This is a genomic window from Nonomuraea composti, assembly GCF_012034275.1.
Taxonomy (GTDB): domain Bacteria; phylum Actinomycetota; class Actinomycetes; order Streptosporangiales; family Streptosporangiaceae; genus Nonomuraea; species Nonomuraea composti.
Window position 1 is genome coordinate 378786 of the sequence record NZ_JAATEP010000001.1, and the last position, 25057, is coordinate 403842.

The 25057-nt window shown below is 72.4% G+C and carries 23 protein-coding genes; 12 read left to right on the forward strand and 11 right to left on the reverse strand.

Going from position 1 to position 25057, the window contains the following annotated elements; genetic code table 11:
- Positions 1-45: 45 nt before the first annotated feature.
- A complete protein-coding gene (locus HCN51_RS01695; RefSeq protein WP_240972300.1) occupies positions 46-771 on the reverse strand; it encodes a DUF2470 domain-containing protein in 726 nt (241 codons plus the stop codon).
- A gap of 77 nt (positions 772-848) precedes the next feature.
- Between HCN51_RS01695 and rpsD the strand changes: the two genes are divergently transcribed.
- A complete protein-coding gene (gene rpsD, locus HCN51_RS01700) occupies positions 849-1463 on the forward strand; it encodes a 30S ribosomal protein S4 (protein WP_168006426.1) in 615 nt (204 codons plus the stop codon).
- Positions 1464-1492: 29 nt separating this feature from the next.
- Here rpsD and HCN51_RS01705 read toward each other — a convergent pair whose 3' ends face one another.
- Positions 1493-2395 carry an ion transporter gene (locus HCN51_RS01705; protein WP_346433493.1) on the reverse strand — a complete coding sequence of 301 codons (903 nt, stop codon included), beginning with the start codon at positions 2393-2395 and terminating at the stop codon, positions 1493-1495.
- A 122-nt stretch (positions 2396-2517) separates the two neighbouring features.
- On the opposite strand from HCN51_RS01705, the gene HCN51_RS01710 reads away from it, so the two are divergent.
- On the forward strand, positions 2518-2826 hold the full coding sequence (locus HCN51_RS01710; RefSeq protein ID WP_168005971.1) for a DUF4190 domain-containing protein: 309 nt from the start codon (positions 2518-2520) through the stop codon (positions 2824-2826).
- Between the two features lie 37 nt (positions 2827-2863).
- Here HCN51_RS01710 and HCN51_RS01715 read toward each other — a convergent pair whose 3' ends face one another.
- Positions 2864-4222, reverse strand: a complete 1359-nt coding sequence (locus tag HCN51_RS01715) for a S8 family peptidase (RefSeq protein ID WP_080040643.1) — start codon at positions 4220-4222, stop codon at positions 2864-2866.
- A gap of 187 nt (positions 4223-4409) precedes the next feature.
- Between HCN51_RS01715 and HCN51_RS01720 the strand changes: the two genes are divergently transcribed.
- The 3 genes from HCN51_RS01720 (at position 4410) to HCN51_RS01730 (ending at position 9375) form a co-directional block, all read left to right on the forward strand.
- Positions 4410-6449, forward strand: a complete 2040-nt coding sequence (locus tag HCN51_RS01720) for a spermine/spermidine synthase domain-containing protein (RefSeq protein WP_168005973.1) — start codon at positions 4410-4412, stop codon at positions 6447-6449.
- Between the two features lie 240 nt (positions 6450-6689).
- Entirely contained in the window at positions 6690-8033 is a 1344-nt protein-coding gene (locus HCN51_RS01725; RefSeq protein WP_168005975.1) for a lipase family protein, read from the forward strand.
- Between the two features lie 139 nt (positions 8034-8172).
- Positions 8173-9375, forward strand: coding sequence for a cytochrome P450 family protein (locus HCN51_RS01730; protein WP_168005977.1), 1203 nt, complete (start codon positions 8173-8175; stop codon positions 9373-9375).
- Positions 9376-9585: 210 nt separating this feature from the next.
- Here the strand turns inward: HCN51_RS01730 and HCN51_RS62070 are convergent, their stop codons facing one another.
- Complete coding sequence (locus tag HCN51_RS62070; RefSeq protein WP_346433494.1) at positions 9586-11436, reverse strand: LCP family protein; 1851 nt, start codon at positions 11434-11436, stop codon at positions 9586-9588.
- 134 nt (positions 11437-11570) lie between these two features.
- A complete protein-coding gene (locus tag HCN51_RS01740; protein WP_240972301.1) occupies positions 11571-12587 on the reverse strand; it encodes a neutral zinc metallopeptidase in 1017 nt (338 codons plus the stop codon).
- Positions 12588-13185: 598 nt separating this feature from the next.
- Here HCN51_RS01740 and HCN51_RS01745 point away from each other — a divergent pair.
- A complete protein-coding gene (locus HCN51_RS01745) occupies positions 13186-14055 on the forward strand; it encodes a LysR family transcriptional regulator (RefSeq protein WP_080040638.1) in 870 nt (289 codons plus the stop codon).
- 77 nt (positions 14056-14132) lie between these two features.
- Here the strand turns inward: HCN51_RS01745 and HCN51_RS01750 are convergent, their stop codons facing one another.
- The 3 genes from HCN51_RS01750 to HCN51_RS01760 form a co-directional block, all read right to left on the reverse strand.
- Positions 14133-15479 (reverse strand): ATP-binding protein, encoded by a 1347-nt coding sequence (locus HCN51_RS01750; RefSeq protein ID WP_168005981.1) that lies wholly within the window; start codon positions 15477-15479, stop codon positions 14133-14135.
- Positions 15472-16146, reverse strand: a complete 675-nt coding sequence (locus tag HCN51_RS01755; RefSeq protein ID WP_080040636.1) for a response regulator transcription factor — start codon at positions 16144-16146, stop codon at positions 15472-15474. The genes HCN51_RS01750 and HCN51_RS01755 overlap by 8 nt, the downstream gene beginning before the upstream one ends.
- A gap of 234 nt (positions 16147-16380) precedes the next feature.
- Complete coding sequence (locus HCN51_RS01760; RefSeq protein ID WP_168005983.1) at positions 16381-17343, reverse strand: AraC-like ligand-binding domain-containing protein; 963 nt, start codon at positions 17341-17343, stop codon at positions 16381-16383.
- Between the two features lie 112 nt (positions 17344-17455).
- Here HCN51_RS01760 and HCN51_RS01765 point away from each other — a divergent pair, with 112 nt between their 5' ends.
- The 3 genes from HCN51_RS01765 to HCN51_RS01775 are packed head-to-tail and all read left to right on the forward strand — an operon-like array spanning position 17456 to position 20581.
- Complete coding sequence (locus HCN51_RS01765) at positions 17456-18631, forward strand: LolA family protein (RefSeq protein WP_168005985.1); 1176 nt, start codon at positions 17456-17458, stop codon at positions 18629-18631.
- Complete coding sequence (locus HCN51_RS01770; RefSeq protein ID WP_168005987.1) at positions 18628-19614, forward strand: ATP-binding cassette domain-containing protein; 987 nt, start codon at positions 18628-18630, stop codon at positions 19612-19614. The genes HCN51_RS01765 and HCN51_RS01770 overlap by 4 nt, the downstream gene beginning before the upstream one ends.
- A complete protein-coding gene (locus HCN51_RS01775) occupies positions 19601-20581 on the forward strand; it encodes an ABC transporter permease (protein ID WP_168005989.1) in 981 nt (326 codons plus the stop codon). The genes HCN51_RS01770 and HCN51_RS01775 overlap by 14 nt, the downstream gene beginning before the upstream one ends.
- Positions 20582-20659: 78 nt before the next feature.
- On the opposite strand, the gene HCN51_RS01780 is transcribed toward HCN51_RS01775, so the two are convergent.
- Both HCN51_RS01780 and HCN51_RS01785 read right to left on the reverse strand, forming a co-directional pair.
- Positions 20660-21388: a YcnI family copper-binding membrane protein gene (locus HCN51_RS01780; RefSeq protein ID WP_168005991.1), complete on the reverse strand. Its 729-nt coding sequence runs from the start codon at positions 21386-21388 to the stop codon at positions 20660-20662.
- 47 nt (positions 21389-21435) lie between these two features.
- A complete protein-coding gene (locus HCN51_RS01785) occupies positions 21436-21975 on the reverse strand; it encodes an MFS transporter (protein ID WP_168005993.1) in 540 nt (179 codons plus the stop codon).
- Positions 21976-22095: 120 nt separating this feature from the next.
- Between HCN51_RS01785 and HCN51_RS01790 the strand changes: the two genes are divergently transcribed.
- From HCN51_RS01790 to HCN51_RS01800, 3 genes are all read left to right on the forward strand, one after another.
- The gene (locus HCN51_RS01790) at positions 22096-22578 is read left to right on the forward strand and encodes a hypothetical protein (RefSeq protein ID WP_346433495.1); all 483 of its coding nucleotides are present in this window, start codon (positions 22096-22098) and stop codon (positions 22576-22578) included.
- Positions 22579-22720: 142 nt separating this feature from the next.
- Positions 22721-23311, forward strand: coding sequence for an RNA polymerase sigma factor (locus tag HCN51_RS01795; protein WP_346433496.1), 591 nt, complete (start codon positions 22721-22723; stop codon positions 23309-23311).
- Entirely contained in the window at positions 23304-24287 is a 984-nt protein-coding gene (locus HCN51_RS01800) for a CU044_5270 family protein (protein WP_168005995.1), read from the forward strand. The genes HCN51_RS01795 and HCN51_RS01800 overlap by 8 nt, the downstream gene beginning before the upstream one ends.
- Positions 24288-24308: 21 nt before the next feature.
- Here the strand turns inward: HCN51_RS01800 and HCN51_RS01805 are convergent, their stop codons facing one another.
- On the reverse strand, positions 24309-25055 hold the full coding sequence (locus HCN51_RS01805; RefSeq protein WP_168006005.1) for an ABC transporter ATP-binding protein: 747 nt from the start codon (positions 25053-25055) through the stop codon (positions 24309-24311).
- Between the last annotated feature and the right edge of the window lie 2 nt (positions 25056-25057).

Here is a 25057-nt window from a genome sequence, read left to right on the forward strand (position 1 = left end):
GACATGGCGGGGTCAGCACGTGCGCGGTACCCGGACGTGACGGCCTCAGCACGTGCACAGCAGTCCGCGTAGTGCCGTCTCCAGGCACAGCTCCGAGCGGGCCGGGGTGGGCCAGGGGAAGCGGACCAGCGACTCGTCCACGCGCACCGTGGCCCCGTACCGGTCCAGCTCCCACAGCCACACGTCCCCGGCCGGTTCGCCGAGCTGGCGGGCGACGCCGGCGGCGAGCTGGGCGCGGTGGGAGGAGTTGACGTGGGCGAGCACCCGCTCCGCCGTCTCGGTGAGCGGATCGGGTGCCGCCCCCAGGTAGTCGTCGGCGTCGAGGACGCCGGACTCCTGCCCGGTCAGGTACACCACCTGCCCCACGTCGAGCCGCAGCAGGCGGGGTGCGTGCGGGTGTCCGAAGCGTTCCAGGGCGTCGAACAGGCTCTCGTCCGCGAGGTGCGCGGCCACTGCCACGGCGGCGGAGCGGGCCTCGGCCTCCGGTACGGCCTCCGCCCAGCCCTGCACCTCGATCAGCCCGCGCGGGTGGGTGACGGCGCCCAGTTGGCGCATCGCGGTGAGGTTCACGGCCACGACGGCGTCGGCGCGCAGGCCGTGCAGGCTCTCGCCGGGGCGGACGAGCAGGACGGGCCGGCCGCGCTCGTCCACCCCGCCGCGCGCGGGGGAGGGGGCGCCGTCGACGGAGAGTTTGGCGACGTCGGCCGTGGCGGCGAGGGTGCGGACCCTCTCCGGGATCGGCAGCATGGCCCGTTCGGGGATCGGCAGCATGGCGCCTCCTTGAGAGCAGCAGAAGTGGTAGGTTAGGCTTACCTAAGTAAGGATTACCTAATCACATCGAGGTGAACGTGCGCTACACCGGCCCGAAGGTGCGACTGTCGCGTCGCGCGGGCGTCCCGCTGACCAGGAAAGCCGTCCGCTACTTCGAGCAGCGCCCCTACCCGCCGGGCGAGCACGGACGCAAGACGAACCGGCGCAACACCGGCGACTACGGCCTGCGCCTGATGGAGAAGCAGAAGCTGCGCTGGTACTACGACGTGTCGGAGCGGCAGCTGCGCCGCTACTGGGACCTCGCCGTGCGCAAGTCCGGCGCCTCGGGTGCCGAGCTGGTCACGATCCTGGAGAGCCGCCTGGCCTCGCTCGTGCTGCGCGCCGGCCTGGCGCCGTCGATCTACGCGGCCCGGCAGTACATCAGCCACGGGCACATCGCCGTGGACGGCCGCAAGGTGGACATCCCGAGCTACCTGGTCAAGCCGGGACAGGTCATCTCCGTGCGGGAGCGTTCGCGCAGGATGCAGCCGTTCGTGGCCGCCTCCGAGGGGGTGTACGCCGACGACCGCACCGCCGCCTACCTGTCGGTGGAGCTGCCGGAGCTGCGGTTCACGCTGGTCCACCGGCCCGAGCGCGAGCAGATCGCGATCCCGGTGGACGAGCAGCTCGTGGTGGAGTTCTACTCCCGCTGACGGGAGTCACCAAGGCCCGGGGGCAGCGGTCATGCGGACCGTGACCGCTTCCCCCGGCCCTTCTTCACGCCCGCAGCGGGGGACGGAGCGGGGGACGGAGCGGGGGACGCGGCGGGGGACGGGGACGGTTCGCGCAGCGCGCGGAGCTCCGCGACCTCCTTGCGCAGCTCGGCCAGCTCGTTGAGGATCTGCTGGGTGTGGGACCTGGTGTCCTCCATGATGTGCGCGGTGCTGTCCTCCAGCGCCGCCCGCTCCTCGGCGTTCTCCTCGTCCATCGCGCTCACCACCACCGCGAGGAAGAGGTTGAGCACGACGAACGTGCACACGAGGATGAAGATGGTGAAGAAGATCCACGCCGTCGGGTGCCGGCTCATCACCTCGCGGGCGATGTTGCCCCAGTCGTCGCCCGTCATCGTCTGGTAGAGGGTGAACAGCGAGGTCGGCAGGCTGCCGAAGCGGTCCGGCGCGGTTTGCCCGTACAGTTTGGTGGCCATGACGGCGGCGACGTAGAGCACCAGCGACAGCAGCACCACGATCGAGCTCATGCCGGGCATCGCCCGCAGCAGCGCCGAGACCACGCGGCGCAGGCTGGGCACCACCGACAGCAGGCGCAGCACGCGCAGGATGCGCAGGGCGCGCAGCACCGACAGGCCGCCGTTGGTGGAGGCGAAGGCGATGGCGACGATGAGGGTGTCGAAGACGTTCCACGGGTCGCGGACGAAGGCGGAGCGCTCGACGTACAGCTTGGCGGCCAGCTCGGCGGTGAAGATGTAGAGCGCCACGTGGTCGATGACGGTCAGGAGCGTGCCGTACTTCTCGACGACGGCGGGGAAGGTCTCCAGGCCGAGGGTGGCCGCGTTGACCAGGATGACGCCGATGATGAACCGCTGGAAGTGACGGTGGGCGAGCAGGGCTCGGGTGCGTTCACGCACGGGGGGCAGGCTCCTCGGAGGTGGATCAGGTCGCCTACCATGATGACGCATGATGATCAAGTGGGAGACTGTGGTATAAAAGCCGACTCGACGTCATCGAAGGTCAGGGGAATCGCGCGAGCATGTCCTATTCCGACTACGGTCCGGGCCCTTACGGGCCGCCGCCGCGCAGCCATCCCAACGGCACGGTCATCCTCGTGCTGGGCATCATCAGCCTGGTGGGCTGCCTGCTCACCGGCCCCTTCGCCTGGGCGATGGGCAACAAGGCGCTGCGCGAGATCGACGAGAGCGGCTACTACTACGAGAACCGCGGCATGGTCCAGGCCGGGCGCATCTGCGGCATCGTCGGCACCGCGCTGCTGATCGTCACGTTCTGCTTCACCGCGCTGGGCGTGACGCTGGCCATCATCGGGGCGGCGAACTCGTCCTGACGGCGGGGCCGTGCCCGGCCCCGCTCCGCCTGGAGACTCACGGGGTGTGCTTCGACCGCTTCTGCAGCGCCGCGATGATCCCGGCCGGGTCCACGGTCCCGTAGCCGTAGTCATAGTCGAACCCGACCTCGCTGCGGTCCTCGGCCGTCCTGCGCAGCAGGGCGCGGAGCTGGGCCGGCGACAGCTCGCTCGCCGGCCAGCGGCTGCGCACCGCCGCCACCAGCCCGGCCGCGACCGGCGCCGCCGCGGAGGTGCCCGAGTCGGGCTCGCGGGCGCCGAACGCCTTGGAGCCCAGGAAGTGCGTGTACGCGCACACGTCCGGCTTGCGCGCGGTCAGCCGTCCCGGCCCCTGCGAGGAGTAGCCGACCCGCTCGCCGTTGACGTCGACGCCGCCCACCGACAGCGCCCGCGGATGCGAGTTGGCGCCCACGATCGGCCGCCCCTGGTAGGCGCAGCGCCCGTCGGGGCAGTCGCGCCCGCAGTTGCCGGCCGCGAACAGCACGTCCGCGCCCGCCTTGTCGAGCGCGGCCACCATGAGGTTGAACGGGTGCGCGGCGTTGTCGGAGTAGTTGCCCGGATGCCCGACGGGAAAGTCCCATTCGGGGGAGAACGACCCCCACGAGTTGGTCACCACCAGGGCCCGCGACGCGGCCGGCTGGGCGTCGAGCACGGTACGCAGGTGCGCGAAGGCCGCCACGGCGTCCGACAGCAGCCCGTCCATGGCCGAGCCGCCGGGCCGGGTCGACAGCAGCAGGGGGATGTCGATCAGCGTGGCCTGCGGCGCGGCGATGAGCGCGTCGAAGGCGCACATCGTGCCGTGGTCGACCTCGAACTCGCCCGGCCTGCCGGTCACGCCGGACGGGCTCCAGCAGCGCTGGGCGTCGACCGTGACACCCCTGCCGAGCTGCCTGGCGGCGTGCGCGGCGTTGATCCCGGTGTCGAGGACGGCCAGCGTCACGCCGTCGCCGTCGAGCCCCTCAGCCTGCATGCCGGGGACGTTCAGCAGCCGCTCGACGTCGTGCCAGTCGCCGGCCGGCGGGTCGCCGCCGCACACGGGGGCGGACTCGATGACGGGGTCGGCGAAGACGCCCACCACGTCGGGCCGCAGCGCGGGCAGCAGCGCCACCCTGGCGGTCAGCTCGTCGTCCGAGATCGTGCCCCTGACCAGCACCGAGGCGTCCTCGGCGGCGAGAGAGAAGTCGAGCGGCTGGTTGAGCGAGAGCGGGTCGCCGCCCGCGGCGGGGATCGGCCGCGGCACCGCCACGGGCACGAACGCGGGATCGAGCTCGACGCCCGGCAGCCCGTCGGCGACATCGGCCGTGGTGGCGGTCCGGCCGGGGTCGGCGACGGCCGCGACGAGATCGGGGGAGGGGCGGAGCTGGATCAGGATCCGCATGTGTCACCACCGAGACGTTTGTGGAGGGAAACGAACCTCCCAACATTCCTTCATCCGCCCCCGGCGCGTCCAGTGGATCTGAGGGGTTTTGACCTGCGGAAACTCCCTATTCGGGGCGAAGCGGACGACATTTGTTCTGGGACGTCAGACTTCCTTGTTTTCGGTCTGTTCACTACGGTGAGGCGTTATGACGCTCCAGGCGCAAAAGCCGGTCGACGACGGAGAAAAAGCCCACTGGTTGGCGGTACGCCCGAGGCTCGTCCTCGCCAGCGCCTTCATGCTCTTCCTGGAGCTGGCGCTGATCCGGTGGACCGGGTCGAACATCGTCCATCTCAGCTATTTCACCAATTTCGTGCTGCTCGGCTCCTTCCTGGGGATCGGGCTGGGCTTCCTGCGCGTGGGGCGTTCGCGCCGGCAGCCGTACTACTCGCCGATCGTGCTGGCCGTGCTGACCATCGTCGTGCTGACCTTCCCGGTCACCGTCGACCGCAACACCGAGGGCGTCCTGTACTGGACCAGCCTGTCCACCACCGGGCCGCCCGCCTGGGCGATCCTGCCGGTGATCTTCTGCGCCGCCGCGGTCGTGCTGATGGGGCCCGCCGAGCTGGTCGGGCGGTGCTTCCCCGAGCTGCCGCGCCTGGAGGCCTACCGCTACGACCTGATCGGCAGCCTCACCGGCATCGCCGCGTTCACCGCGCTGTCGTTCCTCAGCGCGCCGCCGGTGTTCTGGGGCCTCATCGCCGCCATCTGCTACGGCCTGCTGCTCGTGCCCAGGCCGCGCGTGCTCTACGTGGGGCTCGTGACCGTGCCCTCCCTCGTCGTGGTCGGGCTGCTGCTGGCCGAGACGCTCACCGCCGGGGCCATCTGGTCGCCGTACTACAAGGTCACCACCAAGCAGCTCGTGCAGCTCGGCGTGCCCGTCACCGACATCGCCGTCAACGGCATCCCGCACCAGCAGGCCGTGCCGGCCTACGCGCGCCTGCAGTGGGAGGCCCAGTACGGCCTGCCGTACGAGCGGGCGAGCAAGCCGCCCAAGGACGTGCTCATCGTCGGCGCGGGCAGCGGCACCGACGTGGCGATCGCCCTGTCCAAGGGCGCCGCCCGCGTCGACGCCGTCGAGATCGACCCCAAGCTGCGCGAGCTGGGCGGCTCGGTGCACCCCGACAAGCCCTACGACGACCCGCGCGTCACCACCCACGTCACCGACGGCCGCGCCTTCCTGGAGCGCAGCGGCGACAAGTACGACCTCATCCTGTTCGCCCTGCCCGACTCGCTCACGCTCGTCTCCGGCGCCAGCTCGCTGCGCCTGGAGAGCTACCTGTTCACCGAGGAGGCCATGCGGGCGGCCCGCGCCCACCTCAAGCCGGGCGGCACGTTCTCGATGTACAACTACTACCGCGAGAGCTGGCTGGTGGACCGCCTGGCGACCACCATGCAGCGCGCCTTCGGCCACAAGCCCTGCGTGGACGTCGTCAGCACCGCCGGGCAGCAGGCCGTCATCACCGCCGGCGTGACCGCGGCCGACCAGCGCTGCGCCGCCGAATGGCCGGGCGCCGCCCCCGGCACGCCCGAGCCCGCCGGCGACGACCGGCCCTTCCTCTACCTGAAGGAGGGCACGATCCCGCCGATCTACGTCATCACGCTCGGCCTGATCCTGATCGTCAGCCTGCTGGCCGTGCGCGTCGTGGCCGGCCCCTACCGGCGGATGCGCCCGTACGCGGACCTGTTCCTGCTGGGCGTGGCCTTCATGCTGCTGGAGACCAAGAGCGTGACCGGGTTCGCGCTGCTGTTCGGCACCACGTGGGTGGTCAACGCGATCGTCTTCGCCGGCGTGCTCGTCGCGGTGCTCGCCGCCGTCGAGGTGACCCGCCGCTTCCGCGTCCCGCCGCTGCCGGTCATGTACGGCGTGCTGCTCGCCGGCCTTCTGCTGGCCTGGCTCGTGCCCAATGAATGGCTGCTGTCGCTCCCGGTACCGTTGCGCGCGGTGGCCGCCGTGACGGTGGCATTCCTGCCGATCTTCGCCGCGAACGTGGTCTTCGCCAAACGTTTCGCCGACACCGCCGACGCCACCACCTCTTTCGGCGCGAATCTGCTGGGCGCCATGGTCGGCGGCTGCCTCGAGTACGTCGCCCTGGTGATCGGTTACAAGGGCCTGCTCATCGTGGCGGCCCTGCTGTACCTCGGCGCCCTGGCCCTGCTGCCCAGGAAGAACTCCGCGCTGGTGTGACCGCTGTCGGAAAATACCGCCGGGCATTTCCGGAATGGTCTTCGTAATTCCTTGACCGCCGGTCAGATGAACGGTTTCCGGCACGGGTTGCTTTGTCGGGGAACGCGAGGTGAGGTAGAGATACCAGCCATGCCTTGATCGCGATGATCGTTTGTCTGTTGAAAGGGAAACTCGTCTTTTCGAAAGGGAGGTACGAGATCGGGGGTGACGTCCGGTAAACCCACGAGCAAAGGTGTAATCATGGCGACACAAGGGGCAGCAAGGATAGATGTCGAGCTCGCCCTGCGGCAGGAAACCGACCCGGTGCCCGCCGGGCGTGCCGAGCAGATCGCCGCGGTGCTCCCGAAAGGGGTGCTGTTCGCGACCACGGCGCCGCCGCCACCCGCAGCCGAGACGCGGGTGCCGCAGACGGAGTGGACCCTCACCTCCGCCTGGCCCTACCAGGGGCGCACCGCCACCGGCAGCGCGGCCGTGCACTACGCGGCCGGCCACGACCGGCTCGTCCGGCCGATGATCCTCGCCGACGGCTTCGGCTACGGAGCCAGCGACGTACGTGCCCTCTGGCACCACCTCAACACGCCCTACCCGCCCCACCAGCAACGCCTGCTCGACCAGCTCCTCGCCCAGGGCATCGACGTCGTGCTGCTCGGCTTCGGCGCCCGCCACACCCACATCCAGGCCAACGCCGGCGTGGCCGCCACCTGCATCCGCCGCGCCATCAGCGAGCGCTCCGGCAACGCGCCACTGATCGTCGGCGGCATCGGCATGGGCGGCCTCGTCACCCGCTACGCCCTCGCCGAGATGGAGAACCGCCGCGAGGATCACCAGACCGCCACCTACCTGTCCTACGACACGCCGCACAACGGCGCCTGGATCCCGCTGATACTCCAGCAGCTCGCCTACTTCGCCCAGACCCTCGCCCCCACCGAGCCCGGCCAGGCGGCCCTGATCGGCAGCCCCGCCGCGCAGCAGCTCCTGTGGGCGTGGGTCGAGAGCGGCCACTACTCGGGGCCCGTCGCCACCTCCAGCCCGCTGCGCACCGAGTTCCTGGAGGACCTGCGCCGCGTCGGCTGGTTCCCGGTCCGGCCGCGCAAGCTCGGCGTCTCCAACGGGGCCGCCGACGGCACCGGCAGGAACGTGCCACCCGACCACCTCGTGTTCGAGTGGAGCGAGCTCGGCGGCCTCGTCGGCGCCACCGTGCGCACCCAGCCGGAGCGCGGCGTCAACCGCCTCGTCGGCGGCATGCGCGCGGTGCCGATGTGGGCCAGTAAGAGCTACACCAGCGACGTCGCCTCCTTCGACGGCGTGCCGGGCGGCACGCTGCCCCTGTACGGCATGCTCGCCGACCGGCTGGGCGTGCCCATCGAGGGCCGGTACCGATCGGCCTGCTTCGTGCCCTCGGTCAGCGCCGTCGCCCTCCAGTACGACCCGCTGGAGTGGCCGATCGACCTCTACACCGACATCACGTCCCTGTCGCCCGAGCACAGCCAGCTCGACGACTACCAGTGCGACGCGCACAACTCCGAGCACGGGCAGGTGACCGGCGTGCTCGCCGACTGGATCCTGGGACAGCTCGGCAAGTAGCGTCGGCCCGGCGGGCGCGCGGAGCGGGCACGACCGGCCCTCTCGGCGCGCCCGCCCGCCCACCTGCCCGCGCCCGCCCACCTGTCCGCGCACCCACCTGCCCGCGCCCGCTCGTCCGCCCTCACTGGAGTCCTCACGCATGCTGAACGAGATGCTGCCCGGCTATCCCGGACTGGTGGCCGACCCGTACCCGGCCTACGCCGACCTGCGGGCGGCCGGCGCCCCCCACCTGGTCACCATGCGCAGCGGCCTGTACGGCTGGCTCGTCACCCGCTACGACGACGCCCGCGCCGCGCTCGCCGACCCCCGGCTGAGCAAGGACCCGCGCCACGCCCCGGCCGACTGGCAGGCGGCGGGGCGCGGGCGGCCGCTGGAGGACCGGTCGGGGCTGGGCACGCACCTACTCACCACCGACCCGCCCGAGCACACCCGGCTGCGCCGCGTCGTGTCGGGCTACTTCACGCCGCGCCGGCTCGCCCGGCTGCGACCGGGCATCGAGTCCGCCGCCCGCGCGCTCGCCGCCGGGCTGTCCCCCGGGGACGACCTGGTGAGCGGCTTCGCCTCCCCGCTCCAGTCGGGGGTGATCGGCGACGTGCTCGGCGTGCCGGCAGGCGATCGTACGGACTTCCGGCGCTGGACGGCGGCCGTGGTGTCGTCGCAGCCGGGGGAGCCGGACGCCAGACCGACGGCGCTGCGGGCGCTCGGCACGTACGTGAGCGGGCTGGTCGAGGCCAAGCGGCGGGCGCCCGGGGACGACGTGATCAGCGCGATGATCACCGCCGCCGAGGAGGGGGACCGGCTGAGCGGGGACGAGCTGCTGTCGATGATCTTCCTGCTGCTCGTGGCCGGGTACGAGACCACGGTCGGGCTGGTGGCGCTGGGGACGTACACGCTGCTGCGCCACCCCGAAGCGCTGGAGCTGCTGCGCGAGCGGCCCGAGCTGATCGAGCCGGCCGTGGAGGAGCTGCTGCGCCACGACAGCCCGGTCGAGCTGGCCACCTGGCGCTTCGCCCTGGAGCCGGTCGAGATCGGCGGGGTCGTGCTGCCGGCCGGGCAGCCGATCCTGGTGGCGCCGGCCGCGGCCAACCGCGACCCGCGCCGCTTCCCCGAGCCCGACCGGCTCGACCTCACCCGCCGCGACAACGCCCACCTGAGCTTCGGGCACGGGCCGCACTACTGCCTGGGCGCCCTCCTGGCCCGTCTCGTGGGGCGGGCGGCGCTGGCGGAGGTCGTCCGGCTGCCCGGCCTCGCGCTCGCCGTTCCGGCCGAGCGGCTGCGCTGGCGCGCCAGCCTCACGGTCAGGGGGCCGGTCGCGCTGCCCGTGACGTTCGGGCCCGCCTGATCACCGGCCGCACGGCTTCCGGCCGTGAACCGCACGGCTTCCGGCGACGCTTCCCGTCATGGACCGCGCGGCTACCGGCCACGGACCGCGCGGTTACTGGCCGCGGAGCGCTCGGCCTTCGGCGGTTACCGGCCGCGGAGCGCTCGGCCTTGGGCGGTTACCGGCCGCGGAGCGCGCGGCCCTTGGCGGCTTACCGGCCACTGCTCTTCGCTACAGGCCGCACAGCTCGTCCAGGGACTGCGCCCCCGCCTTCTGGGTGTTGCGGGTGGGCGTCTGCGTGGGCGTGGCCGTGCGGGTCCTGGCGGGCGTGGCGCCGGTGACGCTCGGGGAGGCGCTGACGTTGGCCGTCTGGGCCCGGCGCGCGGGCCGCAGGGAGTCGTTGAGCGCCTTCTTCGTCGCCGTACGGATCTTCGCCCAGTCGGGGCGGCCCGAGTAGAACTCCGGCGGCACGAACTGCAGGCTCGTGATCCTGGCGTCCTTGACCTTGACCGCCAGCTCCACCAGCGGCTGCACCAGGGACCGCGGGATGTTGGTCTGGGCCAGGCGCTTGGCCGCGCCCGCGATCTTCTCGAACCGGGCGAGGATCACGGCGGGCGTGGCCTGCTGGGCGAAGGCGCCGATGACGCAGCGCTGGCGGGACATGCGGGAGAAGTCGTCGCTGCCGACGCGGGAGCGGCCGTACCACAGGGCCTCCTCGCCGGAGAGCTTGCGGTAGCCGGCCTTGATCGTGCCGGCGGTGCCGTAGAGGCCGCCCCACTTGACGTCCTGCTCGACCCGGATCTTGAGGCCGCCGATGGCGTCCACGAGGTCGGCGAAGCCGTACATGTTCATCAGCATGTAGTAGTCGATCTTCAGGCCGAGCGTGTAGCCGATGGCGTCCATGAGGGCGCGGGGGCCCCGGTTCTTGCCGCCCATGAGCTGCGGGTTGTCGTTGGCGTACTGCCAGACCTCGTTGAGCAGGCCGCCGTTGGGCAGCTCGGCCATGAACCCGTTCGGGAACTGCTTGTGCAGCGGCGAGGAGGCGGGGAAGCGCACGTGCTGCAGGTTGCGCGGCAGGCTGAACAGCACGGTGGCGCCGGTCTTGAGGTCGACGCTGGCCACGTTCATGCTGTCGGTGCGCACGCCGGTCCTGTTGCCGGCCGCGTCGCCGCCGATCAGCAGGAAGTTGACGCGGTCCCGGTCGCCCCACGGGTTCTCGGGGTTGTGGGTGACCTGCGGCTCGCCGGGCTCCGGGGTGTCCTTGAAGATCGAGCCGACGGCGTCGCGGGCGGCGAGGACATAGTTGGCGGTCAGCGCGAACGGCGACATGACCGCCACGCACAGCACGCCCACGACGATGCCGGTCAGCACCTGGCCCTGCTGGTGCAGCCGGTTCGGGCGCAGCGCCACGTACGAGGTGACCACCACCGCGAACCAGGCCAGCGCGAGCACCGAGGCGATGACGACCACGACGACCATGCTCGTGTCGTCGGCGAGGAAGGAGGCGTTGGTCAGGTCGCCGGCCACGGTCAGGCCGAAGGCGATGGCGCCGAGCAGCAGCACCGCGTACAGGCTGAGCAGCACCAGCCCGGTACGGCGGCGCCCGGCCCGCAGGTGCGCGGCGCCGGGCGCGACGGCGGACAGCGCGGTCCAGCCGAGCATGGAGGCGGGGGTCAGCGGCTTGGCGAAGCGCGGCGCGCCCGAGCCGGAGCGCGCCTTGGCGGGACGGGAGGCGCCCTTACCAGGCTTGCCAGGCTTACCGGGTTTGCCGGGTTTCGCCGTCCGGCCGGAGGGGGTTCCGGCGACGAGCTTGCCGGGAGCGGCGGGCGCGTCCGGAGCCGGAGCGCCGGCCGGCTCGGGACCCGGCCTGCCCGGCCTGTCCGCCTTGCCCGGCTTGCCTGAGGTGGGGCCGCCGGGCTTACCGCCGGCGGGCGCGCCTGGGCCGGCGGGCGTACCTGGGCCGGCGGGCGCGCCGGCGTCGGCGGTGGGGGTGGCGTTCGGGCCGGCATCCGGGCGCGGTCGTCGCGTGGGGCGCCGTTTCCTGCCTTCCGGCGCGGTGTCTACCCCATCGCGATTAGTCACACCTGGCTCCTTACACGCCTACCAGGCAAAACCCTCGTTTTGCCCCCCGATCGGCACAAGATTGCCAGGATTCTAGTCCCCATACCTGGACAACAGAGACATGTGCCCAACCTGAGATGAACGCCACGGGTCCCTCAGGAGACCGTCGAGGACGGCGCCATCCACGTGTTGCACTGGTACGCCTTGTTCCGCTCCCACCCCTGCCGGAACCACCGCCCGCTGTTCACCGGCTTGCCGTGGTCGCGAGGATAGCCCGGATGGTCGCCCACGTTGCTGAAGAACCAGAACAGCCGGCTGCGGTTGGCCGTGCTCACCGGATATGACGAGGCGACCGACCGCATCCACATGGCGCCGAAGCAGTTGGCCTGCAGCTCCAGCCGCCGGCTGAGCGCCAGCTTGCCGCTCTGGCTGCCGGAGTCGAGCGTCGCCGACCACCAGGAGTTCATCAGGCCCGTGAGGTTCTGGACGTGGTGGCCGTACTCGTGGGCCATCATGCCGATGATGCCGCCGTGCCAGGTGATCATCTGGCCGTAGCCCACGGCGTTCCCGCGGCCCCTGGCCATGGCCGAGGTGGAGGCGTAGATGGTGTTGTTCTGCGGGCAGTAGTACGGCACCGTGCTGCCCGGCGACGGGTAGTCGCCGCAGGCGCCCCGCCCGCCCTGCGCGGCGATGGCGTACCGGGGCGGGCTGAACCGGAAGCCCTGCTTCTCCAGCACCGGCTTCCAGGCCCGGTCCATGCACCGGCCGGTCTTGATGATCAGCGCCTTGAGCTGGCTGTGGCTGAAGATGCTGGCGTTGCCAGCGGGGCAGCTCAGCCGGGGCAGGACACCCGCCCGGTAGACGCTGTTGTTCTTCAGGCTCGTGTTGACCGTGACCTGGGCGGGCGGCGTGACCGTGGTGTCCGGCTCGTCGTCCTGGGTCGGGGTCGGCTGCTGGGTGGGCTCCTCGCTGTGCGTCGGGGTCGGCGACGGCTCATCGTCCTCGGTGAACCGGGTGGTGGGCTCGTCCGACGGCTCGTACGTCGGGATCGCCACCGGCGTGGAGGTGTCCGAGCTGGAGGAGCTGGACAGCATCACCGCGCCGATGACGATCAGCACGAACAGCGCCGCCAGCGAGCCGAACACGGCGCCGAGCACGCCGAGGACCCCCATCCCCGACTTCCTCGGCTGCGGCGGCCGGTGCCACTGCTGCGGCGGCATGGGCGGTGGCGGCGGCGGGGGAGGAGGAGGCGGCGGCGCCTGCCGGTACGGCTGCTGCCCGTACGGAGGCTGCCCGTAGGGCGGCTGCCCGTGCTGGGGCTGTCCGTACGGAGGCTGCCCATACTGAGGTTGCCCGTACGGTGGCCCCTGAGGGGGTCCCTGAGGGGGTCCCTGAGGGGGTCCCTGAGGGGGCGGCGGCGGTGGGGGCGGCGGCTGGGGCGGGCGCGGGTACGCCCCGCCCTGAGGTTGCGGCTGCCGGTATCCGGGCGGCGGCCAGGGCAAGGAGGGGGGGCGCTGGGGCTGTCCTGGCCCCTGTGGCGGGGGTGGATATTGCCCGTTCCCTGTCACCGTGTCTCCCCGATTGCCCCGTCGTCCGGAATGCAGGCTTTTGCCGTGCGACTTGTCGGACCCTTGCCAAATTTGGGGCAAAAGCATACTGATTTATCACCCGTCACGGATGTAGCGGTGCTCGGTTACAGTCCGAAATCATTCGAGGTGATCTCCGCTATCTCCCGGTCCGGGCGGCGGGCGTTGTCCTAGCTTCTTTTGCATGAATCTCCAGCAGCTCCGCTATGTGGTCGCGACTGCGGAGCACCGCACCATGACCGACGCGGCCAGGTCGCTCTACATCGCGCAGCCTGCGCTGTCCCGCGCGATCCGCGATCTCGAGCGCGAGCTCGGCATGACGTTGTTCGCCCGTTCCGGGCGCGGGGTGGTCGTCACCGCGCAAGGACGCCGGGTGGTCAAGCTGGCGAGGGAGGCACTCGACGCGGTTCACGAGATCGAGGGCCTGGCCAACCAGACCGTACCCACCGACGCGGAGCTCCGTATCGCGTCCACCCCCAGCCTCGAGCCCGGTCTCGCGGGGCGGCTGCTGCCCGCCTACGCGGCCGAGCACCCAGGTGTGCGCGTGCACATCGTGCGCTGCGACGGCCGAGACGGCGTCGTCAGCGCCATCAGGGACCAGCGGGCCGACCTCGGCCTCACGGACCTGCCCGTGCCCACCGACCTCATCACCCACCCCCTCGAACGCCAGGAGATCGTCCTGATCTCCCCGCCCGGCCTCGAGCTGCCCAACCCCGTACCGATGGGCAGGCTGCACGGCATGCGCCTGGCACTCCCCGCCCGCGGCAGCATGCGGCGCAGGGAGCTCGACGCGATGTTCGGCAAGTACGCGGTCACCCCGGTGGTCGTGCTCGAGACCGACGAACGCAACGGCTGGCTCAACGCGGTCCGCGCCGGGCAGGCGTCGCTGCTGTGGTACCGCGGCATGGCCGAGCAGGCCGGACGCGCGGGCCTGGTGGTGCGCTCGCTCGACCCCGCCGTGCGGCGCGTCATCGCCGTCGTGCACGCCCGCCGCCGCCTGCCGCTCATCGCCCAGGACTTCCTGGCCACCGCGGAGAAGGGAACCGCCGCCTGACCTTTTGGGAACGATCCATTTCCTGTCTCATGCCGAACGATCCATTCCCCTCGCACGCATGATCCGGGGTAAGGGGGTCAGCCGGCCGCCGGAAGGCGGACGACGGCCCGCAGCCCCGGCTCCGCGTCCTCCAGCACCACCGTCCCCCCGTGGGCCCGCACGGTCTCGCGGACGATGGCCAGCCCCAGCCCCGCCCCGCCCTCGTCGCGGCTGCGCCCGGAGTCGAGCCGGGTGAAGCGGTTGAAGACCCGCTCGCGATCCTGCTCGGGAATGCCGGGGCCGTCGTCGGTGACGGTCAGCACGCCGTCGGCGGTCAGCGCCACCTCCACCTTCGAGGAGGTGTGGCGGACCGCGTTGTCCATGAGGTTCGTCAGCACCCGGCTCAGGTCGAGCGCGTCGCCGCGGACCACCACCGGGTCGCAGACGGTGAGCCGGGCCTCGGCGTAACGGTCCACCGTCTGGCGCACCACCTCGTCGAGGTCGACGGGCTCGCGCCGGGCGGGCACGCCGCCGCGCTCGTCCAGCCTGGCCAGCGCGAGCAGGTCCTCGGCCAGCCGGGACAACCGCATGGTGTCCTCCAGGACGCCCTCGGCCGTCTCCTGCCAGTCCTGCCCGTCGGGGTGGCCCAGCGCCACTTCGAGCTGCAGCCTGATGCTGGCCAGCGGGCTGCGCAGCTCGTGCGCGGCGTCGGAGACCAGCGCGCGCTGGCGCTGCTCGGCCTCCTCCAGGCGGGCCAGCATGTCGTTGAGCGTGAGGGCCAGCGCGTGCACCTCGTCGCGCGACTGCGGCACCGGCAGCCGCCGCGACCTGGCGGTATGCGTGATCTCGGCCGCGCCCCTGCGCAGCGCCGCGATCGGGTGCAGGGTACGGCCGATCATCAGCCAGCTCGCCACCGCCAGCAGCACGACCAGCGCGGGCGTGCCCACCAGCAGCACCCGCCCGGCCGTGACGAGGCTGGTCTGGATCTCGCTGATGGGCCGCGCCGCCACCACCGTCTGCCCGTGGTCCGCGCTGAGCACGACGACGCGCAGGAACCCCGGGACCGCGTACGGCCGGCCGTCCATCAGCGTCGCCTGCCCGCTCTTCAGCACGCGGGCCCGGGCCCCGGCGTCCAGCAGCGGCACGAGCCGGTCGGCGCCGTAGGTGACGTGCGTGATGCGCCCCCGCTCGTCGATGACCTGCACGATCGTGCCGTCGTGCGTGGTGATCGGGCTGGTCAGCGTGCCCGCGTCGGCCGCGACCCGGACCGCCTGGGCCTGCGCCCTGGTGGACTCGTCGACGGTGTCCATCAGGGCCCGCTCCAGCACCGTCACCAGCACCGCCGCCGACAGGGCCAGCGCCAGCGCCAGCACCGCGGCGGCCGCCGCCGTGAGCCGGAAACGCAGCCCCTGCCGCCGCCACCAGACCAGCGGCGACTCAGCCACCGTCGCCCGCCAGCCGGTAGCCGGCGCCGCGCACGGTCTGCAACGCGTTCCTGCCGAACGGGGCGTCGATCTTGCGCCGCAGGTAGCCGACGTACACCTCGACCACGTTCGGATCGGTGTCGAAGGTGTCCCACACGTGCTCCAGGATCTCCGACTTCGACACCACCTCGTCCCGCCGCCGCATCAGGTACTCCAGCAGCGCGAACTCCCGCGGCGTCAGCTCGATCGCGCTCTGCCCGCGCTCCACCCGGCGCCTGGCCGGGTCCAGCGACAGGTCCCCCGCCACGAGCACCGACGGCCGACGGCCCGCGTCGCGCCGCATCAGCGCCCGCAGCCTGGCCACGAGCACCACGTACGAGAACGGCTTGGTCAGGTAGTCGTCGGCGCCCAGGTCGAGCCCGTCGGCCATGTCGTACTCGCCGTCCTTGGCCGACAGCATCAGGATCGGCACCCAGTTCTCCTCGGCCCGCAACTGCTTGCACACGTTGTAGCCGGACAGCCTGGGCAGCATGATGTCCAGGACCACCACGTCGTAGTCGCCCTGCCGGGCGGCGTGCAGCCCCTCCTCGCCGTCGTGCGCGAGATCCACGGCGAACCCCTCCGCCTGCAGCCCCCGCTGCAACGCGGCCGCCATCCGCCGCTCGTCCTCGACGACAAGTACTCTCATGCGGCAATTCTCCCGTCCTCGCGCTGAGACAACGCTGAGAGAGCTGAGAGTCATCTCAGTGAGCCGCGTCCACCACCCCCGAGGCAGCCCCATCATGCCTCGGGGGTGATGCGCATCCCATGAGCCCCTGCCCGCACGCCGGTGCTCGCCCCGGCCCGGGGCCGCCGCGCGCGGAAGACTCTAACGAGGCCGCGCGGGGCGGTCATTGACGCTCGGCGCGCACCCGGTTGACCCTCAGCGCACCCGGCGTGCGGCGTCGCGCCGGTACTCGCCGGGCGGCATCCCGTACGCCGACCTGAACACCCGGCTGAAGGTGGCCGGGTCCTCGAAGCCCCAGCGCGCGCCCAGCTCGGCGACGGGCGTGCCGGCCAGCAGCGGGTCCTCCAGGTCGGCGCGGCACCGCTCCAGCCGCTCGTGGCGGACGTACTCGCCGATCGTGCGGCCCTCCGGCTCGAAGACCCGGTGCAGGTAGCGCACCGAGATGTTGCAGGCCGCCGCGATGGATGACGGGGTCAGCCCCGGCCGGCCGAGGTGCCGCCGCACGTGCTCCTTGACCTCGCGGACCAGCGCCTGCCTGCGCGTCTCCGCCGGCACCGCGCCGCCCGCCCCGGCCAGCCAGATCGTGGCCAGCTCCACCGCCACCGCGCCCAGCGAGCCGCTCTCGTCCGGTCTCAGGGCCCGGCCCTCCCGCACGAGGCCGCGCATGTACCCGGCGAGCAGCGCCGCCGAGCCCCGGTCGGCGGGCAGCGGCCGGACCACGTGATCGCGCAACCGCTGCTCGGGCAGGGGCAGCGCGCCCCGCGGGAACTGCAGCATGATCATGTGGGTGAGGCCGCGCCCGCTGCGGGAGCCGACGTCGAACGGCCGCGACGTGTCCGTCAGCACCAGGTCGCCCGGCGAGACGTGCGCGTACGAGCGCCCCTGCTCCACCTGCAACGAGCCCGAGCACACCAGCGTCACCCACCACTGCTCCGGGTCCGAGCGGCGGATCAGCGGCGCGGTGCGCACCGAGCGCTGCTCGGCGTAGCTCGTCGCGGCGACCGTCACCTCGCCCAGCGGCGCGATCGTGATGGCCGCGCGGAAGTCGCCGGCCTGCTCGCTGCTGAGCTCGGTGGGAACGAGCTGCCGCGCCGTCAGGTCGCACCACCACTGGAAACGCTCGGCGGCCGGGACGTCGGTGCTGCGTAACTCGATCACTTTCGCCACCAGGGGAAACGAGGCCGGGCTGAGAGCTGTCTCAGATTGTCTCAGGGTTGCCACAGGAACGATGACGCAGGCTCTGAGCATCGACATACCGTTAAGGAGTGAAATGCGCAGAGGCACGTTCGTGAGGTGGGGAGTCCCGATCGCGGCAGCCGCCGTGATCGGAGCCGCGATCGGCGCCGGCCCCGTCATCGCCGCGGTCAGCGGCGACCCCGTGCTGCCGGAGCGTTCGGCCGAGCAGTTGCTCGCCGACGCCGTGGCGGCCACCAGCAAGCAGGCCGGCCCGCCGCCGATGTCCGGCACGGTGCAGCAGACGGCCTCGCTCGGCCTGCCGGCGCTGCCGCAGCTGGGCGGCGGCACCACGCCGCTGAGCCTGCTGTCCGGCTCGCACGAGGTGAAGGTCTGGTACGGCGCGAGCGACAAGCTCCGCGTGGCCATGCCGACCCAGCTGAACGAGACCAACCTGATCGTGAACGGCGGCCAGGCCTGGTACTGGGACAGCGCCACCAACACCGCCACCAAGCTGACCATCAAGGAGGGCGCCCGCGGCCCGGCGCACGCCACGCCGCTGCCGCAGGAGACCGAGCTGACGCCGCAGCAGCTCGCCCAGCGGCTGCTGGCCGGCGCCGACGAGCACACCGCCGTCCGCGTGATCAACACGGCGGAGGTGGCGGGCCGCCCGGTCTACCAGCTCGTGCTGGCCCCCAAGGAGGAGAGCTCCCTGGTGCAGGAGATCCGGATCGCCCTCGACGGCGAGACGTACGTCCCGCTCCAGGTCCAGGTGTACGCCAAGGGCTCGGCCGAGCCGGCGTACCAGGTCGGGTTCACGCAGGTGACGTTCACGCCACCGGCGGCGGAGAACTTCACCTTCACCCCGCCCGCGGGCGCCAAGGTGGAGGAGCGCACGATCGGGCTGAACGACGACAAGGGGGAGCAGCGCGCCGAGCACGCCCGGCAGGTCGCGGGCGACGTGAAGGTGGTCGGCGAGGGCTGGTCGGCCGTCGCCGTCGTGCCGTTCTCCCCGGCGGACCTGGCCAAGGCCCAGCAGCCCGGCGCGTCCGAGGGCGACGGTGACCGGCCTGGCGACCGGGGCGGTCAGGGCGGCGACCCGGCCGCGCTGATCGACAGCGTGCTCAAGTCCGCCACCCCCGTCAGCGGCACGTGGGGCTCCGGCAAGCTGATCAGGACCAAGCTCGTCACGGCCCTGCTCACCGACGACGGCCGGCTCCTGGTCGGCGCCGTCACCCCGGAGGAGATCACCAAGGCGGCGGGCGCCAAGTGACCACCGTCACGCAGGAAGCGGGGGCGCCCTTCGGGGCGGCCCCGCCCTCCGGGGACCAGGCGGCGGACGCGGCGATCCGCACCCGGGGGCTGACCAAGCGTTTCAAGGGCGGCCAGGTCGCCGTGGACAAGCTGGACCTGACCGTGCCGCGCGGCTCGGTGTTCGGCTTCCTCGGGCCCAACGGCTCGGGCAAGACGACCACGATCCGCATGCTGCTCGGCCTGGTGGCGCCCACCGAGGGCGAGTACTCCGTGCTCGGGCTGCCGCTGGCCCAGGCCCTGCCGAAGGTGGGGGCGGTGGTCGAGGGGCCGGCCTTCTACCCGTACCTGTCGGGCGCGGCCAACCTGATGCGCTTCGACGCCGCCGACCCGGCCGCGCACGGCGCCACCGTCAAGCGGCGCGTCGCCGGCGCGCTGGAGCGGGTCGGCCTGTCGGCCGCCGCCGGCAAGCGGTACCGCAACTACTCGCTCGGCATGCGCCAGCGCCTGGCCATCGCGGCCGCGCTGCTGGGGCCGCGCGAGCTGCTCGTCCTGGACGAGCCGACCAACGGCCTCGACCCGCAGGGCACCCGCGAGGTGCGCACGCTGGTCAAGGAGATCGCGGCCGAGGGCACCACCGTGTTCGTCTCCTCGCACCTGCTGGCCGAGGTCGAGCAGATGTGCACACACGCCGCGATCATGCGGACCGGCAAGCTGGTCGCGCAGGGCACGATCGCCTCGCTCAGCGGCGGCCTGGTCACTCGCATCAAGGTGGAGACGCCCGACCCCGACGACGCCGCCCGCGTGCTGGCCGGGCTCGGCCTGGCCGACGTGCGCGCCGAGGGCCGCGAGGTCACGGCGGAGCTGGGCGGGCACGCGCCCGAGCGGATCAACGCCGCGCTCGTGGGGGAGGGCGTGTCCGTACGAGGGCTGGCCGTGGTGCGGCCGAGCCTGGAGGACGTGTTCGTGGGACTGACAGGGGAGGGCTTCGATGTCGACGCCTGAAGACGCGGCCGCGGGGGCGGGGACACTGACGGACACGACCGGGCCGCGCCGCACGCCGGGGCTGGTGCCGGTGACGGAGACCCTGCGCACGGTCGAACGCCACGAGCCCGCACCCGAGCCCCCGGCGACGGCGGGGCCGGGCACGCGGCCGGTGCGCGCGTTCTGGCGGCTGCTCGGCTCCGAGCTGGGCCTGACCTTCCGCCGCCCGCGCAACCTCGTCATGCTGGCCGTGCTGGGCGTCGTGCCGGTGATCGTGGGCGTCGCGCTGCGCACCTTCGGCGGCGCCGACGACGACATGACCGGCCTCGTCCAGGACGTGGCGGGCAACAGCCTCATGCTGACGTTCGTCTCGTTCTCGTTCCTGGTGCTGCTGCTGATGCCGGTGGCCGTGAGCGTCGTGGCGGGCGACTCGGTCGCGGGGGAGGCCGGCGGCGGCACGCTGCGCTACCTGCTGGCCGCGCCGGCCGGCCGCACCAGGCTGCTGGCGGTCAAGTACCTCAACGCCGTCGTCTACGCCTACGCGGTGACGGCCGTGGTCGCGCTGTCGGCGCTGGTGACGGGCCTGGTGCTGTTCCCGGCAGGGGACGTGACGCTGCTGTCCGGCACCACGGTCACGCTGGCCGACGGGCTGGTCCGGATCGCGATCTCCGTCGGGTACGTCGGCGCGGGCATGGCGGCGCTGGCCGCGGTCGCGCTGGCGCTGTCGGTGTTCACCGAGGTGTCCATCGGGGCCATCGCGGGGACCGTGGTGCTGGTCATCGTCTGCCAGGTGCTGCGGGCCATCCCCGAGCTGGGCTCGATCGCGCCGTACCTGCTGCCGACCAGGTTCACGAACTTCGACGCGGTGCTGCGCAGCCCGATCGACGTGGCCGCGCTGCGCGACGGGCTGCTGACGTTCGGGGCGTACATCGTGCTGTTCGGCTCGATCGCGTGGGCGCGCTTCTCCGGCAAGGACATCACGTCCTGACGCGGGACGGCCGGAAGCACGGGCCCGCGCCTGGCGATCAGGCGGCGGGCCCGCGCGCTGCGTGCGATCCGTACGATCTCAGGCGGACGGGCGGCGGCGCAGGCCCAGGACGCCGATCACGACGCCGATGACGCCCACCGCCAGCCCGACCCCGCCGAGCAGGCGGGCGGTGCCGTCGGACGACGAGGAGGCGGCCACGGGCGTCACCGACGGCGAGGCGGGCCCCGTGGGCGCGCTCGTGGGCGACGCGCTCGTGTGCGCCGTGCTGCCCTCAGCGGCGGCGGGCACCAGCTTGAGCAGCGGCGCCGGGTGCTCGGCCTCCGTGCCGTCGGACTTCGGGGCCTCCGACCAGTCGACGACCTCGCCCCCGGAGTAGGTCTGCTTGGTCGGGAACATCAGCGAGTCGACGTCCTTGGGCAGCTGCCCCATGGACACCTCGAACTCCTGGAACTCCCCGGGATTGATCTTCCCGCCCTCCCAGACGACCTTGGTGACGGCCTCGTCGAGGTCGCCGTACTCGGTCTTGACGGGCGCGGGCAGCTTGCTCTCGGTGACCTTGACCTGCCACCCGGGCACGGGCTTGACGGACACGAAGGCCAGCGGGTGGTCGGTGGGGAAGGACACCTCGATCTTGGTGGTCGAGGCGTTGTCGCGCTCGTTCGGCACGCGGAAGGCGACCTTGGTGAACCCGCCCTGCTCGGCGGTGCCCGGCTGGATGGTGACGTGGGCCAGCGCGGGCAGGGCCAGGCCGGCGGTGAGCGCGGCGGTGGTGGCGAGCACGGTCGCGGCACGGCGGACGAAGGACATGTCGAAGCTCCACTTGGGTGATGGGGATGAAAAGGGGTGTCAGAAGGTCAGGCGGGAAGTGGAGGACCACGCCTGGCCAGGCTGTGCCGGAACCCCGGCTGCGGCGGCACCACCCTGGTGCGGACGACGGGCGCGCCGGGCCGCGAGACGGGCACGGCGGCGGGGGAGAGCAGGACGGCGAGCCGGCGGCCGACGCGGCGCAGCAGCGACCACAGGGCGGCCTCGCCGCGCGACAGCCACAGGCCGGTGATGACCGTGGCGGTGAGGTGCGTGAGGAGCATGCCGGCGTTGACGGCCAGGCCGCCCTGGGCGTGCCCGTGCACCGAGACGTAGGAGGCGCCCTCGCCGGCGAACAGCTCGTGCAGCCCGAGCTGCGCCCCGACCAGCACGAGGTTGATCGTGCCCGCCGAGCGCTCCCTGCCGCACAAGGCCAGCCCCAGCGCGGAGACGCCCGCGAGGCCGAGCGCGGCGGTCTGCGGCGCGGGCGCGGCACCGCCGCCGAGCACGTGGGCGAGCGCGGCCAGGGTCACGCAGACGGCGGCGAAGGCGGCCGTCCGCGCGAGGCGTAGGGGAAGTCGCGCACGCATGGGTGTGCCCCATGCTCTCACGGGGCAAGGGGAGATGAGACCTCGAGTCCCAAGCTGCTCAATGCCTGGTCCGAAAATGGCATTTGTCGCTAGGGTCGTGCCGATCGCGCTGACATAGAGGTGAGAACGTTGCGGCACTTAGGTGGTTTGCTGATCGGCCTGGTGGTGACGGCGGCCGTGCTCGGAGGCGGCGGATGGGCGGTGCAGCAGGCCGCCGCGAACGCCGCGGCGAACCCGCCCGACGGCCAGCGGATGTGGATCGCCCTCGGCGCGATGGCCGCCGTCGGACTCGTCGTGGGGCTGGTTACGGCCGGCCGGATCTCCCCGCTGGCGACTTTCGTGCCGTCCCTGGTGCTGCTGGCCTGGACGGTCGTGTACGCGCTCGACACGAACCGGGCGCTCTCCCTGGTCCCGGCCGAGCCCTCGATCAACCGGATCCTGCTCGAAGCCGGCACCGGCGCCAAGACCCTCCTCACGACCGGCGTGTACGCCCTGCTCGGCGTGGCCCTGTTCATCCCCGTACTGATGCCCTCGCGGTGGTCGCGCCGCGACGACGAGCTCGACGAGGACTACGAGAACAGCCCTGAGGGCAGCTACTACTGACCCTCGCGAAGACCTCGGCACGGCCGTCTCCCTCCCGGGAGGCGGCCGTACGCATGTGACGCAGGTCACACCCGAAAGCGCGAACTCCTGCCGGTCCTGCGGGCGAAAGCCAGCGAACACACCGTACGGACGGGAGCGACATGTGACCGACGAAGTGCCAGGCGGACCCGCCGACTCCGAGCTCATCCGGCGGTCCGAGCAGGTCCCTGAGCTCTTCGCGGAGCTCTTCGACCGGCACGCGGCCGCCCTGCGGCGCTATGTCGCGAGGAGGCTCGGGGACTCGCTGGCCGACGACGTCGTCTCCGACGCGTTCCTGACCGCGTTCCGGCGCCGCCGCCACTACGACGCGGGCCATCCCGACGCCCGCCCCTGGCTGTACGGCATCGCCGCCAAGCTCATCCAGCGCCACCGCCGCGTCGAGGTCCGGCTCTACCGGGCCCTGGCCCGCACCGGCGTGGACGAGCTGACCGAGCCGTACGCCGACCGGATCGACGACCGCGTGGCGGCGGAGCAGGCGGGCCTGGCCGCCGCGCTGGCGGACCTGCCCGCCGCCGACCGCGAGGTGCTGTTACTCGTGGCCTGGGCGGACATGACGTACGAGGACGTGGCCCGCGCGCTGAGCGTCCCCGTCGGAACGGTCCGCTCCCGCCTGCACCGGGCCAGGGCCAGGACTCGCCGCGCGCTCGGCGGCAGCGACCCCACCACGGCACGAGAGGAGTCCTTGGATGGATGACCTGCGTTCCCTTCGCGAGCTGCGTGCCGTGGTGCCGGAGCCCGACGAGGCCTGGCTGGCCCAGGGCCGGCGCCGGCTGCTGCGCCGGATGCGCGGGCACGGGCGCGGGCGCCGGTTCGGCCGCGCGCTCCTGGTGGCCGGCGCGCTGGGCACGGCCGCGGCGGTCGCGCTGGTGGTGGTCAGGCCGCAGGAGCCGGTGCCGCCCGCCCCGTCGAGCGGGCCGCCGATCGTCCAGCTCGACGCGGACGCGGTGCTGGCCCGCGCGGCCGCCACGGTCGGCCGGCGCAAGGCCGCCGAGGTGCCGCGGCCGACGCAGTGGCAGTACACCAAGAGCCTGGACAAGCAGCCGAACGGCGACACGGTCAGGGCCAGCGAGCAGTGGATGCGCTACGACGGCAAGCAGACGGCCGCCTTCGGCGAGGACGGCCGCCTGGTGATCAGCGACGTTCCGCCCGACCCGGGCGACGACGACCTGTCGCCGCAGCAGTACGACCAGAAGCTGCGCGAGCTGCCCACCGACCCGAAGAAGCTGCTGGCCAAGGTGACCAGGGACCGGCACTGGATCGACTACCCGAGGGAGGAGGGCGTCCCGCACGTCGTCGCCCCCGACGCGGACCGCGCCTACGGTGTGATCATGCTGTACCTCAGCCGGTACGGCGTCATGCCGCCCGAGCTGGAGTCGGCCCTGTTCGAGGCGCTGGCGCTGATCCCCGGCGTCCGGATCGAGCAGGGCGTCACCGACGCGGCCGGCCGCAGCGGGCTGGGCGTCTGGCGCGAGACCGGCCGCGGCGACGAGATCACCCGCAGGTACCGGATCCTCGACCCGCGGACGTACCGCTATCTGGGTGAGAGGACGGTCTGGCTGCGCGACCAGTACTTCGATGGCGATCCCGAGCCGGCCGTCACCAAGGGCTCGGTGTGGCTCACCGCCCTGGTGACGTCGACGATCGTGGGGCGGCCGGGCGAGCGCGGCTGACGCGCCCGCCGGGCGGGGCCGTTACGAGGCGCTGCCCGTGTAGAGGCGGGTGACGACCTCCTCGATCGACGACTGCTCGGGAGCCGTGGCCATCAGGTCGTCGAGGGTGCCGTCGAAGGCCAGCCGCCCGTGGTCGATCAGCATGACCCGGCGGCACAGGCGCTCGATGTCGCCGAGGTCGTGCGTGGTCAGCAGCACGGTGGTGCCCCGCTCGGCGTTCACCCGCAGCAGGAAGTCGCGGATGCTGGCCTTGCTGACCACGTCGAGCCCGATCGTCGGCTCGTCGAGCACCAGCACGTCGGGCGCGTGCAGCAGCGCCGCCGCCAGGTCGCCGCGCATGCGCTGGCCGAGGCTGAGCTGCCGCACCGGCGTGCGCAGGAACGCGCCGAGGTCGAGCGTGTCGGTCAGCTCGTCGAGCCGGGCGGCGAAGGCGGCGCGGTCGATCCGGTAGAGGTGCCGGATCAGCTCGAAGCTGTCGCGCAGCGGCAGGTCCCACCACAGCGTCGTCCGCTGCCCGAACACGACGCCGATGCGCCGCGCCAGCGTCGTGCGGCGGCGCGAGGGGTCGAGGCCCGCCACTCTGACGGTGCCCGAGGTGGGGGTCAGGATGCCGCACAACATCTTGATCGTGGTGGACTTGCCGGCGCCGTTGGGGCCGAGGTAGCCGACGAACTCGCCCGCCGACACGGTGAACGACAGGTTCTGGACGGCGTGGACGACGCTCCGCTTCACCTTGAACGAGCGGCCCGCCCGGTCAAGCTCGATCATTG